This window comes from Psychrobium sp. nBUS_13 (assembly GCF_051201665.1).
Classification (GTDB): Bacteria; Pseudomonadota; Gammaproteobacteria; order Enterobacterales; family Psychrobiaceae; genus Psychrobium.
In genome coordinates this window covers 1,270,331-1,293,179 of sequence record NZ_CP179210.1, presented here as the reverse complement: position 1 = coordinate 1,293,179, position 22,849 = coordinate 1,270,331, and the positions used below count along the sequence as shown (strand labels likewise).

General features: G+C 42.1%; 9 protein-coding genes. 2 read left to right on the top strand and 7 right to left on the bottom strand.

All coding sequences use genetic code 11. The features are described 5' to 3' along the window. Nucleotide 1: 1 nt before the first annotated feature. The 6 genes from hisS to ndk all read right to left on the bottom strand — a co-directional run bounded on the left by hisS (nt 2) and on the right by ndk (nt 5,818). Nucleotides 2-1,273, bottom strand: a complete 1,272-nt coding sequence (hisS, locus tag ACMAZF_RS05850; protein ID WP_435276498.1) for a histidine--tRNA ligase — start codon at nt 1,271-1,273, stop codon at nt 2-4. 107 nt (nt 1,274-1,380) lie between these two features. Next, entirely contained in the window at nt 1,381-2,490 is a 1,110-nt protein-coding gene (ispG, locus tag ACMAZF_RS05845) for a flavodoxin-dependent (E)-4-hydroxy-3-methylbut-2-enyl-diphosphate synthase (protein ID WP_435276497.1), read from the bottom strand. A gap of 2 nt (nt 2,491-2,492) precedes the next feature. After that, nucleotides 2,493-3,278, bottom strand: a complete 786-nt coding sequence (locus tag ACMAZF_RS05840; RefSeq protein WP_435276496.1) for a RodZ domain-containing protein — start codon at nt 3,276-3,278, stop codon at nt 2,493-2,495. Beyond that, complete coding sequence (gene pilW / locus ACMAZF_RS05835; RefSeq protein ID WP_435276495.1) at nt 3,279-4,064, bottom strand: type IV pilus biogenesis/stability protein PilW; 786 nt, start codon at nt 4,062-4,064, stop codon at nt 3,279-3,281. It lies immediately after the preceding gene. Nucleotides 4,065-4,102: 38 nt separating this feature from the next. Continuing rightward, complete coding sequence (locus ACMAZF_RS05830; protein WP_435276494.1) at nt 4,103-5,227, bottom strand: bifunctional tRNA (adenosine(37)-C2)-methyltransferase TrmG/ribosomal RNA large subunit methyltransferase RlmN; 1,125 nt, start codon at nt 5,225-5,227, stop codon at nt 4,103-4,105. A 159-nt stretch (nt 5,228-5,386) separates the two neighbouring features. Then, complete coding sequence (gene ndk, locus ACMAZF_RS05825; protein WP_435276493.1) at nt 5,387-5,818, bottom strand: nucleoside-diphosphate kinase; 432 nt, start codon at nt 5,816-5,818, stop codon at nt 5,387-5,389. 198 nt (nt 5,819-6,016) lie between these two features. Here ndk and ACMAZF_RS05820 point away from each other — a divergent pair, with 198 nt between their 5' ends. Both ACMAZF_RS05820 and ACMAZF_RS05815 read left to right on the top strand, forming a co-directional pair. After that, nucleotides 6,017-6,994 carry a choice-of-anchor H family protein gene (locus tag ACMAZF_RS05820; protein ID WP_435276492.1) on the top strand — a complete coding sequence of 326 codons (978 nt, stop codon included), beginning with the start codon at nt 6,017-6,019 and terminating at the stop codon, nt 6,992-6,994. Between the two features lie 88 nt (nt 6,995-7,082). After that, nucleotides 7,083-7,265, top strand: coding sequence for a helix-turn-helix domain-containing protein (locus ACMAZF_RS05815; protein WP_435276491.1), 183 nt, complete (start codon nt 7,083-7,085; stop codon nt 7,263-7,265). Between the two features lie 129 nt (nt 7,266-7,394). On the opposite strand, the gene ACMAZF_RS05810 is transcribed toward ACMAZF_RS05815, so the two are convergent. Continuing rightward, the gene (locus tag ACMAZF_RS05810; protein WP_435276490.1) at nt 7,395-22,634 is read right to left on the bottom strand and encodes a putative Ig domain-containing protein; all 15,240 of its coding nucleotides are present in this window, start codon (nt 22,632-22,634) and stop codon (nt 7,395-7,397) included. Nucleotides 22,635-22,849: the final 215 nt, after the last annotated feature.

Genomic DNA, 22,849 nt, shown 5'->3' with positions numbered 1-22,849 from the left:
CTTATAATTCTTCTAATAGTGTTGAAAGCTCGCTCATCGTCATTGTGCTCTGAGGCTTATCTTCACGTAAATACTTCACGGTCACAGAGTCATTTTCCAACTCATCGTCACCAAATAATAAAACAATTTTTGCACTACTTTGGTCGGCTTTTTTCATTTGTTTTTTGAAATTGCCGCCACTGTTGTGCTTCATAATACGCAAGTCGCTATGTTGTTCACGAAGCGACTGGCTAATAATCATGGCTTGGCTTTGTGCGTTGTCACCCAGTGCACACACATAAACATCTACTGCGCTCAGTGATGTATCCACTAACTCAAGTGTTTCAAGCATTAACACTAAACGTTCAATACCCATTGCAAAACCAACCGCTGGGCTTGCTTTACCACCAAGTTGCTCAACTAATCCATCATATCGGCCACCAGCAAGGACAGTGCCTTGAGCGCCTAATGAGTCAGTAACCCATTCAAAAACCGTGCGATTATAGTAGTCGAGTCCACGAACGAGTCGCTCATTAACGGTGTATTGGATGCCTGCGAGGTCTAACAGTTCACATAATTTTGAAAAATGTTGCGTTGTTTCTTCACCAAGGTGATCTGACAACTTAGGCGCGTTGACTAAAATCGCCTGTACATCAGGGTTTTTAGTATCTAAAACACGTAGTGGGTTACTGTACATACGGCGCTTAGATTCTTCATCTAATACGTCAAGATGTTGCTCTAAAAAGGCAATCAATGCATCACGATATTCTGCGCGTTCGTGGTTATCACCTAAAGTATTAAGCTCTAGACGCACATGCTCTGTCATACCAAGCTGCTTCCACAGATAAGCTGACATCATCAACACTTCAGCATCTGCATGCGCATCACTAATACCGTAAACTTCTACACCAAATTGATGGAATTGACGATAACGACCTTTTTGAGGACGTTCATGTCGAAACATCGGTCCCATATACCACAGGCGCTGCTCTTGATTGTAAAGTAGTCCATGTTGGTTACCCGCACGCACGACACATGCAGTTCCTTCTGGACGAAGCGTTAGGCTATCACCATTACGATCATCAAAGGTGTACATTTCTTTTTCAACGATATCAGTTACTTCACCGATTGAGCGCTTGAATAAGTCTGTACTTTCAACAATGGGGGTTCGGATTTCGCTATAACCATAAGCAGCCACGGTATTACGCACTGCTTGCTCAGCAAATTGCCATAATGATGACTGTGTTGGTAAGCAATCATTCATGCCACGAACGGCTTGGATAGTTTTTGCCACAATAAACCTATTTAAAACTAATTCTATACGATGAGACGGCCGTAACCGCCACTAAAAATTGTTAAGCATTATGCTCAAAATTTGTGGGAGTTACCACCACTAAAGCATTAAAGTTGCTTAATATCGAGCTTGTTCTTTTCGTTCGCCAAGCGAGCTCGAATTTTCTTCTCTAACGAATCAATTAAGTCCGTATTATCCAAACGTTCTTTTTGACGAATACCGTCTTCATAAAAACCGCTCATTCGAGCGCCACCAGCAAGTCCAATATCTGAAACAAGCGCTTCGCCAGGACCATTTACGACACAGCCGATAATTGAAACATCCATTGGTGTTACAACGTCTTCGAGGCGGTTTTCCAATTGATTAACGGTGTCAATCACATCGAATTCTTGGCGTGAACAACTTGGGCAAGCAATAAAGTTAATGCCGCGACTACGAATTCGTAGCGATTTTAAGATATCAAACCCAACTTTAATTTCTTCTACGGGATCAGCCGCTAACGAAACACGCAACGTGTCGCCAATGCCGTCATTTAATAACATGCCTAAACCAATGGCTGATTTTACAGCGCCAGCTCGAAATGCGCCTGCTTCTGTAATACCCAAATGCAGTGGTTGTTCAATCTGTTTAGCTAACAAACGGTATGATTCAACCGCTAAGTGAACATCAGACGCTTTTACAGACACTTTAAATTGATCGAAGTTCAGACGATCAAGAATATCAACGTGACGCATTGCTGACTCAAGTAATGCTTGCGCCGTCGGTTCGCCGTATTTTTCTTGAATATCACGTTCTAATGAACCGCCATTAACACCAATTCGAATAGGGATATTCATGTCACGAGCACAGTCAACTACCGAACGAATACGTTCTTCCCTACCAATATTACCGGGATTAATTCGCAAACAATCAGCCCCGTATTCAGCTACCTTAAGCGCGATACGATAGTCAAAGTGAATATCAGCAACCAATGGAATTGGCGATTGTTGTTTAATCACCTTGAACGCCTCTGCGTCATTCATTGTCGGCACTGAAACACGCACAATGTCTGCGCCTGCAGCCGCAATACGATTGATTTGTGCGAGAGTAGCTTCAACATCACTGGTCAAGGTATTCGTCATTGATTGAACAGCAATAGGGGCGCCGTCACCAATGGGTACGTTGCCAACCATAATGCGTGTTGATTTTCGTCTGATGATAGGAGAAGGAGCATGCATAATTATTGTTCCAGCGGCAACGTGAATTTTGCCGTTTCATTTGAAATATAAGATGAGATATCAAGTGTTTGTTGTTGATAGGTAATTTCAACGCCTTGCGGCGCCCCTAAAATAACTTCAAGCGGTGGTACACCCGAGACGTCGATTGATGTGCCGGCCTTTTTGATACCAATGGCTACTACAGCGTTGGTGGCGTCTGTTATTTTAACCCAACAATCTTGCGAAAAAGTAAAGGTAGATTGAAGATTTTTTGTATCAACTTCCACCACTGTATTGGCGATTGGGGCAATAGGTAGTCTCGGTGAGGGTTCGTTAGCCACTGCAATAGACTCTTGCGTAATCGTTGGCATTTCTGACATTGATTGGCGCTGCTGCCACCACACGACGATCGCGATAGTCATTACAACGACAACCCCTCTCGTCACCCAATTCAGGTAATTATTGTGAGTATCGTTTTTAGAACGATTTGAAAAGGTTTGCATTGTTTTTAAGTCATCATCGCAATGATATTGCGCGCGGAATGTTTTGACCAGCTCATCACAATCAAGTCCTAATAACACAGCGTAGGACTTAACATAGCCACGATAAAACAGTGCATTTGATGATTCTGGGACGGAATCAGTCTCTAACTCATTAACCACCGCTTTAGATATGTATAGGTTTTTAGCGACGTCATCAATGCTTAACCCAGCCAATTGACGGGCATTGAGTAATTGATAGCCTAAAGAAGGCGTTGTTTCACAATCGTTTTCAGTTGTTGAACTAGATAATTCTTGGGTATTACTCATTTAAAATTCTTTTGCTAAATAGGCTTTCGTGGCTGCAGAATTAGGGTATTTTTGAATTAATATTCGTGCTAATTGTTTAGCGATATCGACACTACCACGTTGTTGTTCAATTTGAATTGCTAACCACAAACTTTCAGATGTTTGACTATAAATCCTGCGATAGTTCCGTAATTGTTGTGCAGCATCGTTTACTAACCCTAATTCAAGATTAGCTTTTGCTAAACCTAGAATGGAACGTGCGCGAATCGATTCATACCGCAACACCGCACTTAAATGTGATTTAGCGCGCTGCCATTTTTTATCACGTAATGCGCATAAACCTGCGTTTTCATAACTATTGGCTGTTTGGGTATTAAGTGGTGATTTGATTGCTAAAACAAATTGTGTTTCAGCGTCATCATAACGGCGATTATCACACAAGAATGCACCGTAATTATTACGGGTATTAAAGTTATCAGGAAAGTCTTCAAGTGCCTGTAAGTAAGCTTTATCTGCTAGCGCAGTCTCACCTACAGTCTGATAGTAATAGGCATAGCTTGAATAAATGCCGTCGACAGAGTCATCGAGTTTTTCTGCGCGCTCTAAGTTAAGCTGTGCTTGTGCTGTATTACCCGTCTTTAAATATTCAAGTGCAAGCTTTAATCGAGTAAGAGCCGCCTCTTTTTTATTGATAACGCGCTCTTGAACTACTTCATCAGAGCCAGCAACAAACTCTTGCGTAACACAACCACTTACCCCAACCCAGCCTAACAAGGCGAGTAATGCGATTTGTTGGTGTTTTTTCATGTGGCGTTATTCCCTGCTCTGTCGATTAAAATTAGGATTTAGCGCACCATTGTGACGGAAATCTCATCACCTTGCATCTGCTTTTTCGCAGTTCGTTTCGTACGGTCAACGACATCACCCACTAACTGACCACAAGCCGCGTCAATGTCATCACCACGAGTTGTTCTTACCGTTACCGTGTAACCATATTCCATCAACACTTTATTGAAACGATCGATGCGTGAATTACTTGAACGGCCATATGGTGAACCCGGATATGGGTTAAACGGTATTAAGTTAATTTTACACGGCGTGTCTTTCAACAACTTACCTAGCTCATGTGCTTGATCAGTTGAATCATTAACGTGATCTAGCATCACATATTCAATCGTCACTTTGCCGCGGTTTGCTTTAGATTTTTCGATGTAACGTGCAACCCCCGCTAAAAACTCTTTAATAGGGTACTTTTTATTAACAGGCACGATTTCATCACGTAATTTATCATCCGGTGCATGTAATGAAATAGCTAAAGCAACATCAATTTGGTCACCAAGCATATCAAGCGCTGGCACAACACCCGATGTTGATAACGTAACACGGCGTTTTGACAGTCCGTAGCCATTGTCATCAAGCATTAGTTTCATTGCTGGAACAACATTTTTCAGGTTAAGTAGCGGTTCACCCATCCCCATCATTACAACGTTGGTAATTGGGCGTTCACCTGTATCACCTTTAACACCAACAACCTGCGCAGCGCGCCAAACTTGACCGATGATTTCACCCACCGATAAGTTACGGTTAAAACCCTGTTGAGCAGTTGAACAGAACGTACACTCTAATGCACAACCAACCTGTGATGACACACATAATGTCGCGCGATCGCCATCAGGGATATAAACGGTTTCTACTTCTTGGCCGCCTTCTAACAACATAGACCATTTGATGGTGCCATCAGTAGAGCGCTGCTCAGTATTAACGACAGGTGCTTTAACTTCACTTAACCGTTTTAGCTTTTCACGCAACTTCTTATTGATGTTGTTCATCTCATCAAAATCAGTAATACCAAAGTGGTAAATCCATTTCATTAATTGATCGGCACGAAATTGTTTCTCACCAATTTCTTCAAAATAAGCACGTAATGCTGGGCGATCAAAATTCAATAAGTTTACTTTTGCGTTAGTCATACTGACTCCATAGAGTTACTGCGTTAGTCATGGTGGCGACTGTTTTTACGTTTAATGACTGCCATTTTTTTACCAATCCTTAAACGTAAAAACGGGGGTAAATACCCCCGAATATTATCATAAATTAAACCATGTTTAATTTATTAAACGTGCTCGATATTAACGAGTACGTGGACAGATTTCGTCATCTGAGAAGAAGTATGCAATTTCACGTGCAGCTGACTCAAGAGCGTCAGAACCGTGAGCTGCATTTTCGTCGATGCTATCAGCAAGATCTGCACGGATAGTACCAGCGAAAGCTTCAGCTGGGTTAGTAGCACCCATGATTTCACGGTTTTTAGCAACAGCGTTTTCGCCTTCTAAAACTTGAACCATAACTGGACCAGAAGTCATGAAAGAAACTAAAGCGCCAAAGAAAGGACGTTCGCTGTGCTCAGCGTAGAAACCTTCAGCTTTCTCTTGAGAAAGGTGGATCATTTTAGAAGCAACGATTTTAAGACCAGCAGTTTCAAAACGGTTGTAGATTTGACCAATGTAGTTTTTAGCAACTGCATCAGGTTTTACGATAGAAAAAGTACGTTCGATAGCCATTGTTTAGCTCTCCAAAAAAAGGACGTTAAAAAAAATTTGGCGCATTATACGAGATAAATTCGTTAAGTACCAATAATGCTTGAACAATAAGTCATAAATGTGACGACATCGTCTTGAACGTTTAACAAAGAGTGAATTCAGTTATGATTCAGCCACAGCAATCAAAGATAGGGCATGATTAATTATTAAGGGATTGCCATGAGAGCACTTATCCTATTTACCCTACTACTCGCCAACAGTTTTTCTTTTGCAGCAACCAGTGTCAAGCAGCAAGCGGTTACCTCAGACAAAGCGACAGCACAGCAATCAGCTCAAAAAATCAAAAAAACATCCCGCCATAATGTGGTGTGGTTAGACTCTTTAACGACAACCTCTCTTCTTGATGAAGACAATGATGGATATAGTCAAGATATTAATTTCACGTTTGATTTTGATACGAGCTATCAGCAACTCACCGTCTACGTCGATTTAATGCTTGTTGATGAGCAACGTCATACAACTAAGTTAACAACGTCTTCAGATTTTGCTCTAAATTCAGATTCCCTTGCGGACAAACAGCGCTTTGATATAACAGTCGATGAGCATCTCTTAACGGGCTATTACCAATTACTAATCAATATCTATGATGCTAATAATCATCAATTAATTGACGTTGTTGATTACCGTAACAACCAGGGTCTAGATGATTTGCGGCTTGAAGGGCATAAATATGATCACCACGATACCTTTAGTCTATTCAATCACTTTTACAACACGTCAATTGACCAAGATAACGATGGTTATGACCAACGTGTTGAGTTAACACTCGATCTAGATTCTCTTTATGGTAATCAACAATTGCAGGCTAATATTCGTTTAGATGGTCGACTGCTCTACGCATCCGCGCCTTTTACTATCTACGGCAGTTCAACAAGTGATGTGCAAACATTTGATTTGTTAGTCCCTTCACAATTTCATGGTGGCACATACGCGTTAACCGCTGAGATAACACAAGTTAGTAGCCATCATAGCGAACACACTACAACCTTTGATTTAGGGTATGTGAGCGTAGAATCTGACTACAATGACCAACCAATTCATACAGATGTGATCATTCATGACTCTGGCTGTATGCATTGGCTATTCTTGTTCGGTGCAGGTGCCATAGCAATGCTTAGACGTTACTTACAAAAGTAAATAAGTCAGGTATTTATATTAGTTTTCTTCGAGAAAATAATGTGTTATTTTAATAAGTTAATGAATGAATCTGATAAAGGAAAGAACAATGGATGAATTATTAACAGTGGATCAAGTTGCTGAATTTTTAGGTATAAGTGACTCACGTGTTCGTCGCCTTGCTCGTGAAAGTTTATTAAACAATGTTGGTGATGATGCGGAAAATCCAAAGTTTAGCGCTGACGCTGTAAAAAAATATAAAGAGCTAGCTGAGCGTATTGGCGGCATTTAATAAAGCCCTCGCTAACTATTTACTAAGCCTGTAGTTAATACTATGGGCTTTTTTATTGCCCTAAAATAAAAAAGCCCTGACGCGACTGCTGCCAGGACTTATTAATACCCAATTTATGAGTCCTGATGGTTAATCAATAACCATCACCTCCACACGGCGATTTTTGACACGACCTTTATAATAACTATTACTCGCAATAGGGGCTGTATCGCCATAAGCTTTAACCCGAATACGATCATCGTCAATACCCGCAGTTTTTAACATGTCACGAATATTATTAGCACGAGACAATGACAGTTCGAAGTTATACTTACTGTTGCCTACATTGTCAGTATGACCGAATAATACGGCACGTGCATTGGGGTTTGCATTCATTAATTCAATGGCGCGCTGAACTTGCTCAGTACCTATAGCATCGAGTCCTTTGTCATCATGATCAAATCCAACATATTCGATATAACGAGTACTCGGCACGTTTTCAACAACAAGCGGTGTTTTCGGCGCTACTGGTGCAGTTTTTACGATCGGCATCGGCTTAATCGGTGCTGGTTTTGCTCGCTTATCAATATTCTCAACACCAAATCGACGACCAAAATGAATAGTAAACATATCAGCGTCATCATCAATGCCAGTCCATTGAATTCGGCTAAACCAATGGGCATCCCAATCATATTCAAAGCCACCACCAACATGGACGGAGTTGTCTTCAACTTGGGTAAGTTGTATATTTTGCCCTGTCGTATCTAACGCACTCGCGCCAACAAAAGCAAGTAAGCGACCATTGTCCATAATAGACCAAAAACCCGTCACTTGAATGCCCAAGCTCTTATAATCAATACCTTGAGTTTTGCTAATTTCAAAGCTATCTAAATCAGCGTAATAGCCTTCAATGGCAACGTAATCATTAAACTGCCAACCAGCAGAAAACTGCCACGCAATATTGCGTTGCGTATCCAATTTTACATCATTCTTTAATGGCGTTAACGACGCTGAACCAGCGCCTAAATGAACAAAACCATGACTTGAACGCTCAGTTGATTCGTCATTTGCTAACGCCGTATTTGAATGAGTAGAAATAACCGCAGTAGCGACAACGCTAGCCATCACACTCAATGATTTAAACGCATTCAGTGACGCACGTAATTGACTTTTTCGTAACATAAACAGCATTCCTAATAACACGAAGATTGAGATTGATATCGAGCCACCTTTCGTGCCTGATTTATATTCAGGTTCAGGCGTAGGCTCAGGTGTTGGTTCAGGATCAGGTGTCGGCTCAGGCATTGGCTCTGGCTCAGTTGCTTTAGGTGCTGAAATAGCAACAGGATCGACAATCATACCATTGAGCTGTCCATCACTATCATTGGCACCACCATCACTAATTTGTAATAACAAACACATATCACCAACCGTCAATTGAGGCGTGTAATCAGCAACATTTGATGAACAAACACCTTCTGAAATAGCACTAGATGTTCCAAACGAATCGCCATCAGTCACGTCATATTCATTCCAACCTGTGGTTGGGTTAAATTTACGCAGCGATGCACTGTCAGGAATAACCTGAGTTAATGGAATAAAGATCGGAATGCGTGCGCCAGCCTGCGGTAAATTCAAGGCTTCGTAATCAAAGGTATCAAGGTGTTCGAAAGTTTCATCCAGTGCAATCGATTCATCTACTTTTCCACCGACACCATTACCAAACTGCACGATGCTGTCTTGTGTTACTTCACTGCCATTAGCGCCAGCTAAGAAAGCAACCACACCTAAACGTAATTTAATACCGTTTTGAGTGGTCATTTTGAAGTTATCACTGTCAACAATTTTGGTTGGTATAGTGTCTTCTTTATCAGAGTTTCCATTATCGTTATCAAAGTCATTAGCAACACCATCACCATCGTCATCGTCGATAGCTAAACCACCACTGTTTGCAATGCTAACGACATAACTTGCTTGAGCAGTTAATGATTGGCCATTGATAGTACGTGTTACGCTAACAGTTACCTGATAAAAACCGCCGACTAATTCGCTAACAATAGGTTGTTTAACATTAATTGCAGAGATCGTCATACCAGCATCTGTCAGATTTGAAAGATCCCACGTGTACGCCACTTGACTCGATGGCAAACCACCAAAGTATGTTTCCAATTGAAGCTGATCAGGCGCGATAATCGATGACTCAATCCATAACACAGGGATATCATTTTTAATTGGGTTACTTCCTGAATTAATTTCATCAAGATCACTAATACCGTCATTATCACTATCTGACGTTGGCGTGATTGATTCACTATTATCACCGCCCGTTAAAAACTCCTCCACAGCGTCACTAATGCCGTCGCCATCAGAGTCGCTAACTTGATCTGCTGCCAGTAGCGCTTGCAGTTCACGTAGTGTTGCTGCTTGACGCACTTCATAAGCATCAGATAAACCATTGGCATTGAGATCAAGTTTCTTCGTATCAGCACCATCATTAATGGTAGATGTTAAAAATGCTTCAACAAAATCAGAGACACCGTCTTTATCAACATCATTATCATCAGCACGTAGCGGATTACCGCCCAATGTGATCTCTAACGCATCACTTATGCCATCATTGTCATAGTCAGCAAGTTTGACAACTTCACCACTACCATCGACTAAGCCTTGTGATTTTAGATACACATTCACGGCATTAGTAAGACCATTCGACGCAACAGCACTGCCGTTTTCAGTAGGGTCATTAGCATCAAGTGGATTACCACCAATAGCGATTTCTAGTGCATCAGGTAAACCGTCATTATCAGAGTCGGTTGAACCTGTCGTATTAGGCGCTACTTTTTCACCTATTGACTCTAAATACGCTTCCACCGCATTAGTGACACCATCATTGTCATCATCATCACCGCCACCAAGCGTTGGCGAATCAGGGTCAGTAATCGATGTCCCCAGCTTTCTTTCTAACTCGTCAGGTAAACCATCATTGTCACTATCACCACCAGTAATATTCGCAATCAAAATTTTGAGTTGCTCAATAGTGCGTACCGCTGGATTAGTCACTAATGCCTTGTTAAGTGCCGCTAGTACCTCTGGTGTAACACCTTTAATACCAATATTCTTAAGATCATCAATCGTTGGCGTTGTTGTCGTGCCGCCGCTGGTTGAAAACTCATTGATAAGTTTGAGGCTATTTATTTCATCAACAATTACTTGAATGACAGCAGGTGTCGCCGGTAAATCAACTGGCAATATTTGGCCAATTCGTTTATTGACTTCATCGACATTACCGGTTGTAACACCCGTTACACCAATACTAACGTACTTATCTGGCGTTATTGTTGATGTAGACTGATCATTAATCGACTTATTTATATCGCTAATATCTTTATCAATTCCGTCTAAGACATCTGTAACGTTAATAACAACAGTCGCGCTATCAGTTAATTCGCCATCACTCACTTCTACCACCAGTGTGTAGGTCGTCAATGACTCATAATCAACAGCCGCTAATAACGTCAGTTGCCCATTATTATCAATAGCAAAAGTATTATTCACATTGCCAGCGCTAATGCTATAAGTAAGTTGTGAGCCAACGTCTATATCACTTGCAAACAATTGGCGACCAACGACGCTGCCAGTGACAGCATCTTCTGGTAACTCAAACTGAGCGTCATCGAAAATAGGGGCGTTATTAACATTAACCACTTCAATACTAAAACTAGCTAGGTCTGCAATTAGTCCGTCGTTATCTGTCACCGCAATACTAATATTGTTGTAGTTGCCGACTTCGCCATTACCTGGCGTACCAGCTAATAACCCCGTTAAGGTATCGAATGTTGCCCACGTTGGTTGATTGATAATGGTAAAGGTCAACTCATCACCCACATCAATATCATTAGCAAGAGGCGTGAAGCTGTAAGTATCACCTTCATCAACTTGCGTTGATGGTACACCGTCAATGCTCGGTGCGTTATTAACATTAACCACCTCAATAGTAAAAGGGGCTAGCTGTTGAGTAAGTCCAGCGGTGTCCGTCACTGTAATGATAATATTAGTGTGTTCGCCGACAGCGCTATTATCAGAAATACCTGATAGGCGACCAGTTTGTGTATCAAAGGTTAACCAACTCGGGAGGTTTTCAACACTAAATGCCAGCTCGTCACCACCATCAACATCAACACTGCTCGGTGTAAAGCTATAAACCTCGCCTTCATTGAGCGCAGCGCTAGCGCTGTCTCCATCCGCAATATTAATGACAGGACTTTCATTAACATCAATTAAGTCAATCACTAGCGTCGACGTATCAATCGCTCCTTCAGCGTCAGTGGCACTTACCACTAATTCGAATCGGCTATTGGTTTCATAATCAAGGGCTGGTGTTTGCGCGACAGTGATTACGCCACCAGCGCCAACATCAAACGCATTGCCAGTATTACCACTAACAATGGCATACGCTAATGCGTGACGATCAACGTCTTGCGCTGCATGAGTGCCAACTAAGGTATCGACTGCCGTGTTTTCAGCAATCGTTAATAGGCCATCATCATACACAGGATCTTGATTAGTATTTTGTACCGTTATGGTCACAACCAGTGATGAGGTGAACTCGCCATCACTGACGCTAATTAGCACGTCATCGTGAACATTGGCATCAAAGATACTTGGTGTGCCGGTTATCTCACCGGTTACACTATCAATGCTCGCCCAAGGCGGTAAATTACTTGCACTAAACGACAGTGGCGAGTTTTCAATATCACTCGATGTCGGTAGCCACGTGTAGTTATTACCCTCAACAGCCACAATCGGCGTGCCAGAGATTACAGGTGCATCGTTGACCGGTTTAATACTAATTGGAATCGTCTTATGAACATCAGGATTACCGTCAGCTTTCACAGTGAATGTGATGGTACTATCGCCAGATATATGCTCGTTTGCCAACAACGTCAATTGCGCGCTTGTTCTCGTATTCGGTACGACGAGTGACGCTATTGGTTTGATTAGACTCCCATCAGCAACACTCGCTTCCACTGTAACAGACGGTTGACTGGCAAAATCAATATTTTCCAGCGTGACATTAAACGCTATGAAGTCTTCATTCAATGAAATACTTTGCGTTGAAATGTTCGGAAAATCCAACACAGCAGGAATAACAACATCAAATGATTTTAGCGCGCTAACATCATACATATCTGTTGCAATTAACTGGACGTTAGCTGAGCCAAATTGATTGAGCTTACTGGCGATATCAATCGTAAACGCCGTGCCATCGTACTGAGCAAATGTTTGCTCTGTTAATGGACTAACACTTACATCAACAATACTTGGCGTACTATTGTTAAGTGATATGGTCAGTTTATCGTTGTCGGCGTCGGTCACACCAAAACTTAAAGAATAAGCGGTAAAGTCTTCTTCATTGGTTTGTTTAACTAACTCGTCAGCACTAAAGGTCGGTGCAACATTAAAATTGGCCACGTTTATCGTGACAACTTTATCAGCGCTATTACCATCATCATCAAGCGCGGTTAATGTCACCTGATATTGATTGTTCGTATCACCATCAATTGGCGCTTCAAAATCTTGTGCTGGCAGCGTGAACTCACCGGTTGCACTATCAACGCTAAATAACGCAGCATCATCTCCGCTAAGGCTGTAAATTAGCGTACCAATAGGCTCACCCGTAATTTGAATCAATGGGGAACTAAATACCACGTTTTCACTGACATTAGTGGAGCCGATATCATCAATGGTGAAGTTAGCAACTTCAACAACATTACTTACATTGATGGTTACGATAGCACTGTCGGTTAATTCACTGTCACTGACCTGAACGGTTAAACTGTACTGTGCTTTATTCTCAAAGTTTAAAGCGGCCTGTGTTTTAACACTAATTTGACCATTAGCACCAATAACAAATGCGTCATCACCATTACCGTTGGTAATCTCAAAGGTCACATTAGTTCCAGCATCTGGATCGCTAACGCTTAACGCAGTGCCAACCAAGGTGCCATCAACGCTGTTTTCAGCCACACTCAAGGTTATGTTATCAACAGACGGTGGTTGATTAACATTCACGACTTCCAGATTAAATGCCGCTAACGGTGCACTAGCATTACTACTATCGGTTACACTAATGACAATAGCGTTAGTCGTTCCGACATGACTATTGTTTGGTGTGCCTGACAATTGCCCTGTTACCGTATTAAACGACGCCCAAGCAGGCTTGGTGTTAATGCTGAACGTTAAGGTATCGCCTTGGTCAACGTCACTTGCGCTAGGAATAAAGCTATAAGGCGCACCTTCAAGCACAGAGACTGCAGGTGAACCACTAATAACCGGCGCATCATTAACATTGACCACAATAATATTAAATGCAGCCAGTGACGTTTTTGCGTTAGCGCTATCTGTCACACTAATGACAATGCCATTAGTTGTGCCAACATCGCCATTACTCGGCGTACCAGATAACGCCCCACTCGCACTATCAAAGCTAGCCCAGCTTGGCTTATTAACGATGGAAAATGATAACGAATCACCAACATCAGCATCTGATGCTGTTGGTGTAAAGCTATAAGCTAAATCTTCATTAACAGTAACTGATGGGGTACCAGAAATCAGTGGAGCGTCATTACTGTTGCTCACAATAATGCTAAATGGCGCAAAAGCGTCACTTGCATCACTGCTATCTTTGACAGTAATGACAATATTGCTATGGGTGCCAACATCGCTGTTTGATGGCACACCGGACAACTGCCCTGTTGCGCTGTCAATCGATAACCAAGACGGTAATCCTGTCGCACTAAAGCGCAATACATCATCGACATCAATGTCATTTGCACTAGGCGTGAAACTGTACGTATCACCTTGTAATACACCAGTAATTGGTGTTCCTGAAATTACTGGAGCATCATTGACATTAGTGACAGAAATAGCAAATGCAGCAAGACTTACTTTCTCACCAACGATATCCTGAACACTAATAACAATACCACTTGTCTCACCAACATGGCTGTTAGTTGGCGTACCTTGAAGCTGACCGCTCTGCGTATTAAAGATCGCCCATGATGGCTTATTAACAATGCTATAAGTGAGCGTATCACCAACATCGATGTCTTGACCATTTGGCGTAAAGTTGTAAGCAGTACCCTGCGCAACAGTTGTCATTGGAGTGCCACTAATTGTCGGCGCATCATTCACGTTATTAACCGTTATGCTAAATGCAGGTAACGCAGTACTTAACCCCCCAGTATCCTGGACGAAAATTATAATATTAGCGTACAACCCAACATCGCTATTTGCTGGCGTACCGCTAACTTGTCCTGTGGCACTATTAAGCGATAACCAAGTCGGTAGCCCTGTAGCATTGAACGTCAAGCCATCGCCAACATCAATATCATTAGCGATTGGCACGAAGCTATAGGTTTGATCTTCATTGATAACACTACTTGGTGCCCCTGTCATTGTCGGCGCGTCATTAATGTTATTAACCGTTATCGTAAATGGTATTAGTGAAGCAGCGCCGCCATTAGCATCGGTTACCGTAATCGAAATATTGCTGTAAACATTGACGTCACCATTGACGGGGGTGCCACTTAATACGCCTGTTACGGTATCAAACGTCAACCAGGACGGCATGTTTGTGACATTAAACGTATGAGAATCCCCAGCATCAACATCAACCACTAACGGTGATAAGCTATACGCTTGATCTTCATTAATTTGAGTCACTACAGTCGCGCTAATTGATGGCAGATCATTAACGTTTTTAACAGTAATGGTAAATGGTGGCAATGAACTGCTACCGCCACTGCTGTCTGTCACTGTTAAAGTAATATCATCGTAAACACCCACATCACTGTTTAATGGCGTACCTGCAATCGCTTGCGTTGCTTGGTTTATGGCAAGCCAACTTGGAAGGTTCGTTGCCGTAATAGTATGGGTATCACCGACGTCTAAATCAGAAATAGATAACGCAAACAAGTAAGCGGTGTCTTCATCAATCAGCAAGGTTGGCGTACCTGAAACAACCGGAGTGTCGTTAACATCCATCACTTGAATATCAAATGAAGCTAATGATGCCGATAGATTAGCCGCATCTTTAACACTAATTTGAATGTTAGTGTGATCGCCTAAATCACTATTGGTTGGCGTGCCAGATAACACGCCTGTTGCACTATCAAAGCTTAACCATGATGGGACATTGATTGCGTTGTACATTAATGTATCACCACCATCAACATCAGCGCCAAGCACAGTAAAGGTGTAGAATGCATTTTGGGCTATTATCGTAGGCGGTGTACCGGTAATTGTTGGTGCTTCATTAACATTGCTCACGCCAATAGTCACCAAAGCCAAATCAGATAAACCGTCCGTATCTTGTGCTTTAATTTCTAATACAAACTCATCGTTTGTTTCATAGTTAAGTGCACTATTATCGATAACACTTATTTCACCGTCATTATTAATAGCAAACGTATTATCAGTGTTTCCAGATTCAATGCTGTAAGTAATTGCCCCACCATCAATATCTTGAGCAGTATGTGTCCCTACTACCGTCGAATTTACAGAGTTTTCAGCGACAGTGAAAGCTCCATTGGTATAGTCAGGTGCTTGATTAACATTGATAACATTTAAACTAACCGTCAGGTTAGTGGCAAGAACGCCATCACTAACCGTTAATACGACGTTATTGGTATTTCCTTGGTCTGCGACCGTTGGCGTACCGCTAATTTCGCCGGTCACACTATTTAGGCTCGCCCAAGGCGGTAAATTACTTGCACTAAACGACAGTGGCGAGTTTTCAATATCACTCGATGTCGGTAGCCACGTGTAGTTATTACCCTCAACAGCCACAATCGGCGTGCCAGAGATTACAGGTGCATCGTTGACCGGTTTAATACTAATTGGAATCGTCTTATGAACATCAGGATTACCGTCAGCTTTCACAGTGAATGTGATGGTACTATCGCCAGATATATGCTCGTTTGCCAACAACGTCAATTGCGCGCTTGTTCTCGTATTCGGTACGACGAGTGACGCTATTGGTTTGATTAGACTCCCATCAGCAACACTCGCTTCCACTGTAACAGACGGTTGACTGGCAAAATCAATATTTTCCAGCGTGACATTAAACGCTATGAAGTCTTCATTCAATGAAATACTTTGCGTTGAAATGTTCGGAAAATCCAACACAGCAGGAATAACAACATCAAATGATTTTAGCGCGCTAACATCATACATATCTGTTGCAATTAACTGGACGTTAGCTGAGCCAAATTGATTGAGCTTACTGGCGATATCAATCGTAAACGCCGTGTCATCGTACTGAGCAAATGTTTGCTCTGTTAATGGACTAACACTTACATCAACAATACTTGGCGTACTATTGTTAAGTGATATGGTCAGTTTATCGTTGTCGGCGTCGGTCACACCAAAACTTAAAGAATAAGCGGTAAAGTCTTCTTCATTGGTTTGTTTAACTAACTCGTCAGCACTAAAGGTCGGTGCAACATTAAAATTGGCCACGTTTATCGTGACAACTTTATCAGCGCTATTACCATCATCATCAAGCGCGGTTAATGTCACCTGATATTGATTGTTCGTATCACCATCAATTGGCGCTTCAAAATCTTGTGCTGGCAGCGTAAACTCACCGGTTGCACTATCAACGCTAAATAACGCAGCATCATCTCCGCTAAGGCTGTAAATTAGCGTACCAATAGGCTCACCCGTAATTTGAATCAATGGGGAACTAAATACCACGTTTTCACTGACATTAGTGGAGCCGATATCATCAATGGTGAAGTTAGCAACTTCAACAACATTACTTACATTGATGGTTACGATAGCACTGTCGGTTAATTCACTGTCACTGACCTGAACGGTTAAACTGTACTGTGCTTTATTCTCAAAGTTTAAAGCGGCCTGTGTTTTAACACTAATTTGACCATTAGCACCAATAACAAATGCGTCATCACCATTACCGTTGGTAATCTCAAAGGTCACATTAGTTCCAGCATCTGGATCGCTAACGCTTAACGCAGTGCCAACCAAGGTGCCATCAACGCTGTTTTCAGCCACACTCAAGGTTATGTTATCAACAGACGGTGGTTGATTAACATTCACGACTTCCAGATTAAATGCCGCTAACGGTGCACTAGCATTACTACTATCGGTTACACTAATGACAATAGCGTTAGTCGTTCCGACATGACTATTGTTTGGTGTGCCTGACAATTGCCCTGTTACCGTATTAAACGACGCCCAAGCAGGCTTGGTGTTAATGCTGAACGTTAAGGTATCGCCTTGGTCAACGTCACTTGCGCTAGGAATAAAGCTATAAGGCGCACCTTCAAGCACAGAGACTGCAGGTGAACCACTAATAACCGGCGCATCATTAACATTGACCACAATAATATTAAATGCAGCCAGTGACGTTTTTGCGTTAGCGCTATCTGTCACACTAATGACAATGCCATTAGTTGTGCCAACATCGCCATTACTCGGCGTACCAGATAACGCCCCACTCGCACTATCAAAGCTAGCCCAGCTTGGCTTATTAACGATGGAAAATGATAACGAATCACCAACATCAGCATCTGATGCTGTTGGTGTAAAGCTATAAGCTAAATCTTCATTAACAGTAACTGATGGGGTACCAGAAATCAGTGGAGCGTCATTACTGTTGCTCACAATAATGCTAAATGGCGCAAAAGCGTCACTTGCATCACTGCTATCTTTGACAGTAATGACAATATTGCTATGGGTGCCAACATCGCTGTTTGATGGCACACCGGACAACTGCCCTGTTGCGCTGTCAATCGATAACCAAGACGGTAATCCTGTCGCACTAAAGCGCAATACATCATCGACATCAATGTCATTTGCACTAGGCGTGAAACTGTACGTATCACCTTGTAATACACCAGTAATTGGTGTTCCTGAAATTACTGGAGCATCATTGACATTAGTGACAGAAATAGCAAATGCAGCAAGACTTACTTTCTCACCAACGATATCCTGAACACTAATAACAATACCACTTGTCTCACCAACATGGCTGTTAGTTGGCGTACCTTGAAGCTGACCGCTCTGCGTATTAAAGATCGCCCATGATGGCTTATTAACAATGCTATAAGTGAGCGTATCACCAACATCGATGTCTTGACCATTTGGCGTAAAGTTGTAAGCAGTACCCTGCGCAACAGTTGTCATTGGAGTGCCACTAATTGTCGGCGCATCATTCACGTTATTAACCGTTATGCTAAATGCAGGTAACGCAGTACTTAACCCCCCAGTATCCTGGACGAAAATTATAATATTAGCGTACAACCCAACATCGCTATTTGCTGGCGTACCGCTAACTTGTCCTGTGGCACTATTAAGCGATAACCAAGTCGGTAGCCCTGTAGCATTGAACGTCAAGCCATCGCCAACATCAATATCATTAGCGATTGGCACGAAGCTATAGGTTTGATCTTCATTGATAACACTACTTGGTGCCCCTGTCATTGTCGGCGCGTCATTAATGTTATTAACCGTTATCGTAAATGGTATTAGTGAAGCAGCGCCGCCATTAGCATCGGTTACCGTAATCGAAATATTGCTGTAAACATTGACGTCACCATTGACGGGGGTGCCACTTAATACGCCTGTTACGGTATCAAACGTCAACCAGGACGGCATGTTTGTGACATTAAACGTATGAGAATCCCCAGCATCAACATCAACCACTAACGGTGATAAGCTATACGCTTGATCTTCATTAATTTGAGTCACTACAGTCGCGCTAATTGATGGCAGATCATTAACGTTTTTAACAGTAATGGTAAATGGTGGCAATGAACTGCTACCGCCACTGCTGTCTGTCACTGTTAAAGTAATATCATCGTAAACACCCACATCACTGTTTAATGGCGTACCTGCAATCGCTTGCGTTGCTTGGTTTATGGCAAGCCAACTTGGAAGGTTCGTTGCCGTAATAGTATGGGTATCACCGACGTCTAAATCAGAAATAGATAACGCAAACAAGTAAGCGGTGTCTTCATCAATCAGCAAGGTTGGCGTACCTGAAACAACCGGAGTGTCGTTAACATCCATCACTTGAATATCAAATGAAGCTAATGATGCCGATAGATTAGCCGCATCTTTCACACTAATGACAATATTATTGGTAACACCAACATCTGCATTTACTGGCGTGCCCGATAATTTACCCGTCGCAGTATCAAAGGTTGCCCAACTCGGTGGATTGGTAATGTCAAAAGTAAGCGTGTCACCAGTGTCAATATCATCGCTGGTTGGTGTAAATTGATAAGGCATACCTTCGTTAACACTCGTTAATGGAATACCACCAATCTGCGGCGCGTCATTGACATTATTAACCGTGATACTAAACGCCGCTAGACTAGCACTTAGCCCATCACTGTCAGTAACACTAATAACGATATTACTATAAGTTGCTATATCATTATTGCTCGGCGTTCCGGTGAGTTGTCCAGTCGCCGAAGAGAAACTCGCCCATGGTGGCATATTCACGATACTAAAACTTACACTGTCTCCGTCGTCAACATCATTGCCCTTAGGTAGGTAATTGTAGGTCAAGTCTTCGTTCACTAACGTCGCTGGCACTCCTGAAATCACAGGCGCTTCATTAATATCTTCTAATTCAACGCTCAAGCTCGCACTATCGCTGGCACCATGTATATCGGTTGCAGAAATCGATAGATTATAAACCTTTTCGCTTCCTTCAAAATTAAGGGAATTATTTGCAGCAACACGTACTGCTCCCGTGTTATCAATGGTAAATTGGCCACTGTTATTGCCAGAGTCTATTGCAAAAGTAAGTGCTTCTTCATCGGGTTCTTCATTATTCATCGTCCAAATCACCGTCGATAATGATAGGTTTTCTTTGATTCGTAACGATTTATTAAATAGTTTCGGCGGTCTATTAAGGCTAGCCGTAGAAATCCGCACTCTGTTGTCGACACTCGTGCTCTCTTCATTCGTGTTATCGGCGTAATCACTCACTGTATTGGCAGAAATATGGGGTCTCACAATTCCGTTGGTAGTGCCTTGAATGTGAATGCGATAGCTTGTTTCATTAAGTGGCGCTATCTCCTCAACACTAATACAAGAAGCAACACTCGAGCCTTGTAATACAATATCGTCGCAGCTAAACGTAGTTGGTTGGATAGCTTCGTTAAACGTTGCGGTGAAATACACATTGCCAAAATTAGTGACGGGGTCGACTTGATCATCGGCTTGTTCAATCGTTACTGATGGTTTTACAGAATCAGCATGGGCTTTCATCGTTACTTGCGTATCACCACCTACCGGTAATACACTAAAATTATTACTTAAATCTTTAATCGAATAAGGATTCATTACCGCTTTAACGAGCCCGTTTGAGGTGGTATCAATTTTTAAATAGAACTTGGTACCATCGTGTGGTGTCCCTTCTTCAATTCCGTTACAGCTCGAATTGGCAGAGCCGGTAATAGTAAACTCGCTACAGCTGATGGTTGTTTTATCAATTGGGTGACTAAATTTAATACTGAACTTAACTTGAGCATTAGTTAACGCAGGATCGTTCTGGATTGAACTTTCCGTAAAGGTCACAGAATCAGCCTCATCGATAGGCTGTATCATTACTATTCCTCGAGCCCCATTTGCACCTGAGTACTTTCTATTATTTGTTGGGCTCCCGTACATGGCGCCGCCGCCGCCGCCGCCATAATTTTCACCAATCCCTCCCCTGCGAGGATTAGTGGTCGTATTTCGGTCTTTACTGGTAGCCCCTACACCGCCGGATCCAGACTTATTTGGAAATACCGTGGTATTATGAGCACCTGCTAAACCACCAGGACCAGCATTATAAGGAGCTTGTGAACCTTGACTTCCGTGACCTCCTGCGCCGCTGTATCCTGCTGCGCCGCCTCCAGAACCTGAACGCTCCCATTCATCATTACCGTGGCCGCCATTACCGCCGCTAAATCTTACATCACCAATAGAGGCATTTTTAGAGCCGCCAGCACCGCCAGAGGTTGAAGATCTCTCGACACCTAACCGTTTTGTTTGTCCGCCTTTAGCTAAAATCAACGCAGCTGCTTTAGTACTTAGCGAGAGAAAACTATCCCCACCGCTCATCACATTCCCTTTTGCCAAAGTGTGGCCACCAGCACCTACACCAACGTTGAAAACTTGACCAGGAATAACATCGAGCATTGAGCGTGCAGAAGCGCCGCCGCCACCGCCACCGCCAGCAAGCTTTGTTGAGTTGCTCTTTGTATCAGCGACACCTTGGCCTGCACCGCCACCGCCAATAGCCATCACCTCAATTTTATACACATTATTAGGCACCGTGTATTGCGTAATACCAATCGTTGTAATTGTTTTAAGACCATAACCAGCGCAATTCTCTGGTTCCACTCTTTGCAATGATGAAACTACACTTGCATTGTTAGTATCACGCACACGAATATCAAATGCGCCAACACTATTGCTCGCGAGTCTTTTAATAGCGACTGGTGATGTCGTGCCTGAACCAAGTACTGTTCCATTTTGATGAACTACCTGTATCGAGCTGACACTGGATGTGTCGTCATGCCAATACACCTTGTATTGAAAGCTTTTGTCACTAAGACATTGACCACGAATGTCGGTCACTTCGATGTTATTAATATTATCAGTGACAACAAACAATGATGCACCACAAGATAAAAAGCTGACCTTTCCATCTTTAACCATACTTTGATTTGATTCGCTTGATGATATGCCATTCTCACATTGCGCCATCGCATTCATTGTCAGGCCAGACGCATTAAAGTCTTGTCCTGCGTGCTTAGCAAAAATAGATACCGCTGTACCTTCAGGGTAATCAACGGCAACGGATAAACGAATAGGTTTAGAGAAAACAAGATGCTGGTCAGCAATACCAAATTCAAATGCTTTTGCAGATTCAAACTGACCACCAATGGAGTGATGTGCTTTAGAGAGTTTTAATTGTTTCGGTGCAATAGCTTCACCATTAAACGATTCGATAATGGTGTTTTTACTGATACTAGCGCTTAATCCCTCAACTCGTTCGCTTAGAGTAAGTGACCTATTAGTGTTGATTTGAGTGATTAACCCATCAGATGTGTCAAAAGATACCAATCCTTCATCGACTAAACGCGACAGATCATTAAGAGAAAGCATCTTTTCGGAAGGTGACGTTACTTGAGCAGGAATTCGAGAAGCATTTTTATTATTTAATGATTTATCATTAAATAATAAATAAATAAAAGAAAAAACAACGACAAGAATTGTAGAGGTTAAAATAACTTTAGAATTTAGTGCTCCATTTAAAAGACCTAAAGTACTATTATTTTTCCATTGATAAACCGAACTCATGATAACTCTCCGAACTTTATAATCAACAATCTAGATTAAAGCAAGGAAGAGAAAGTGGCGTAAATACAGCCTGAAGCAGTATTACTGTGATGAGATATCCCTTCATTTATCACTAGATTTGTAAGTTTATTAGACACTTAAAACGCGTAGTAGTATAGGGTTAATTTGACAAATTGTATACGGATTATTCATCAATATAGAGAAATGAGATCAAT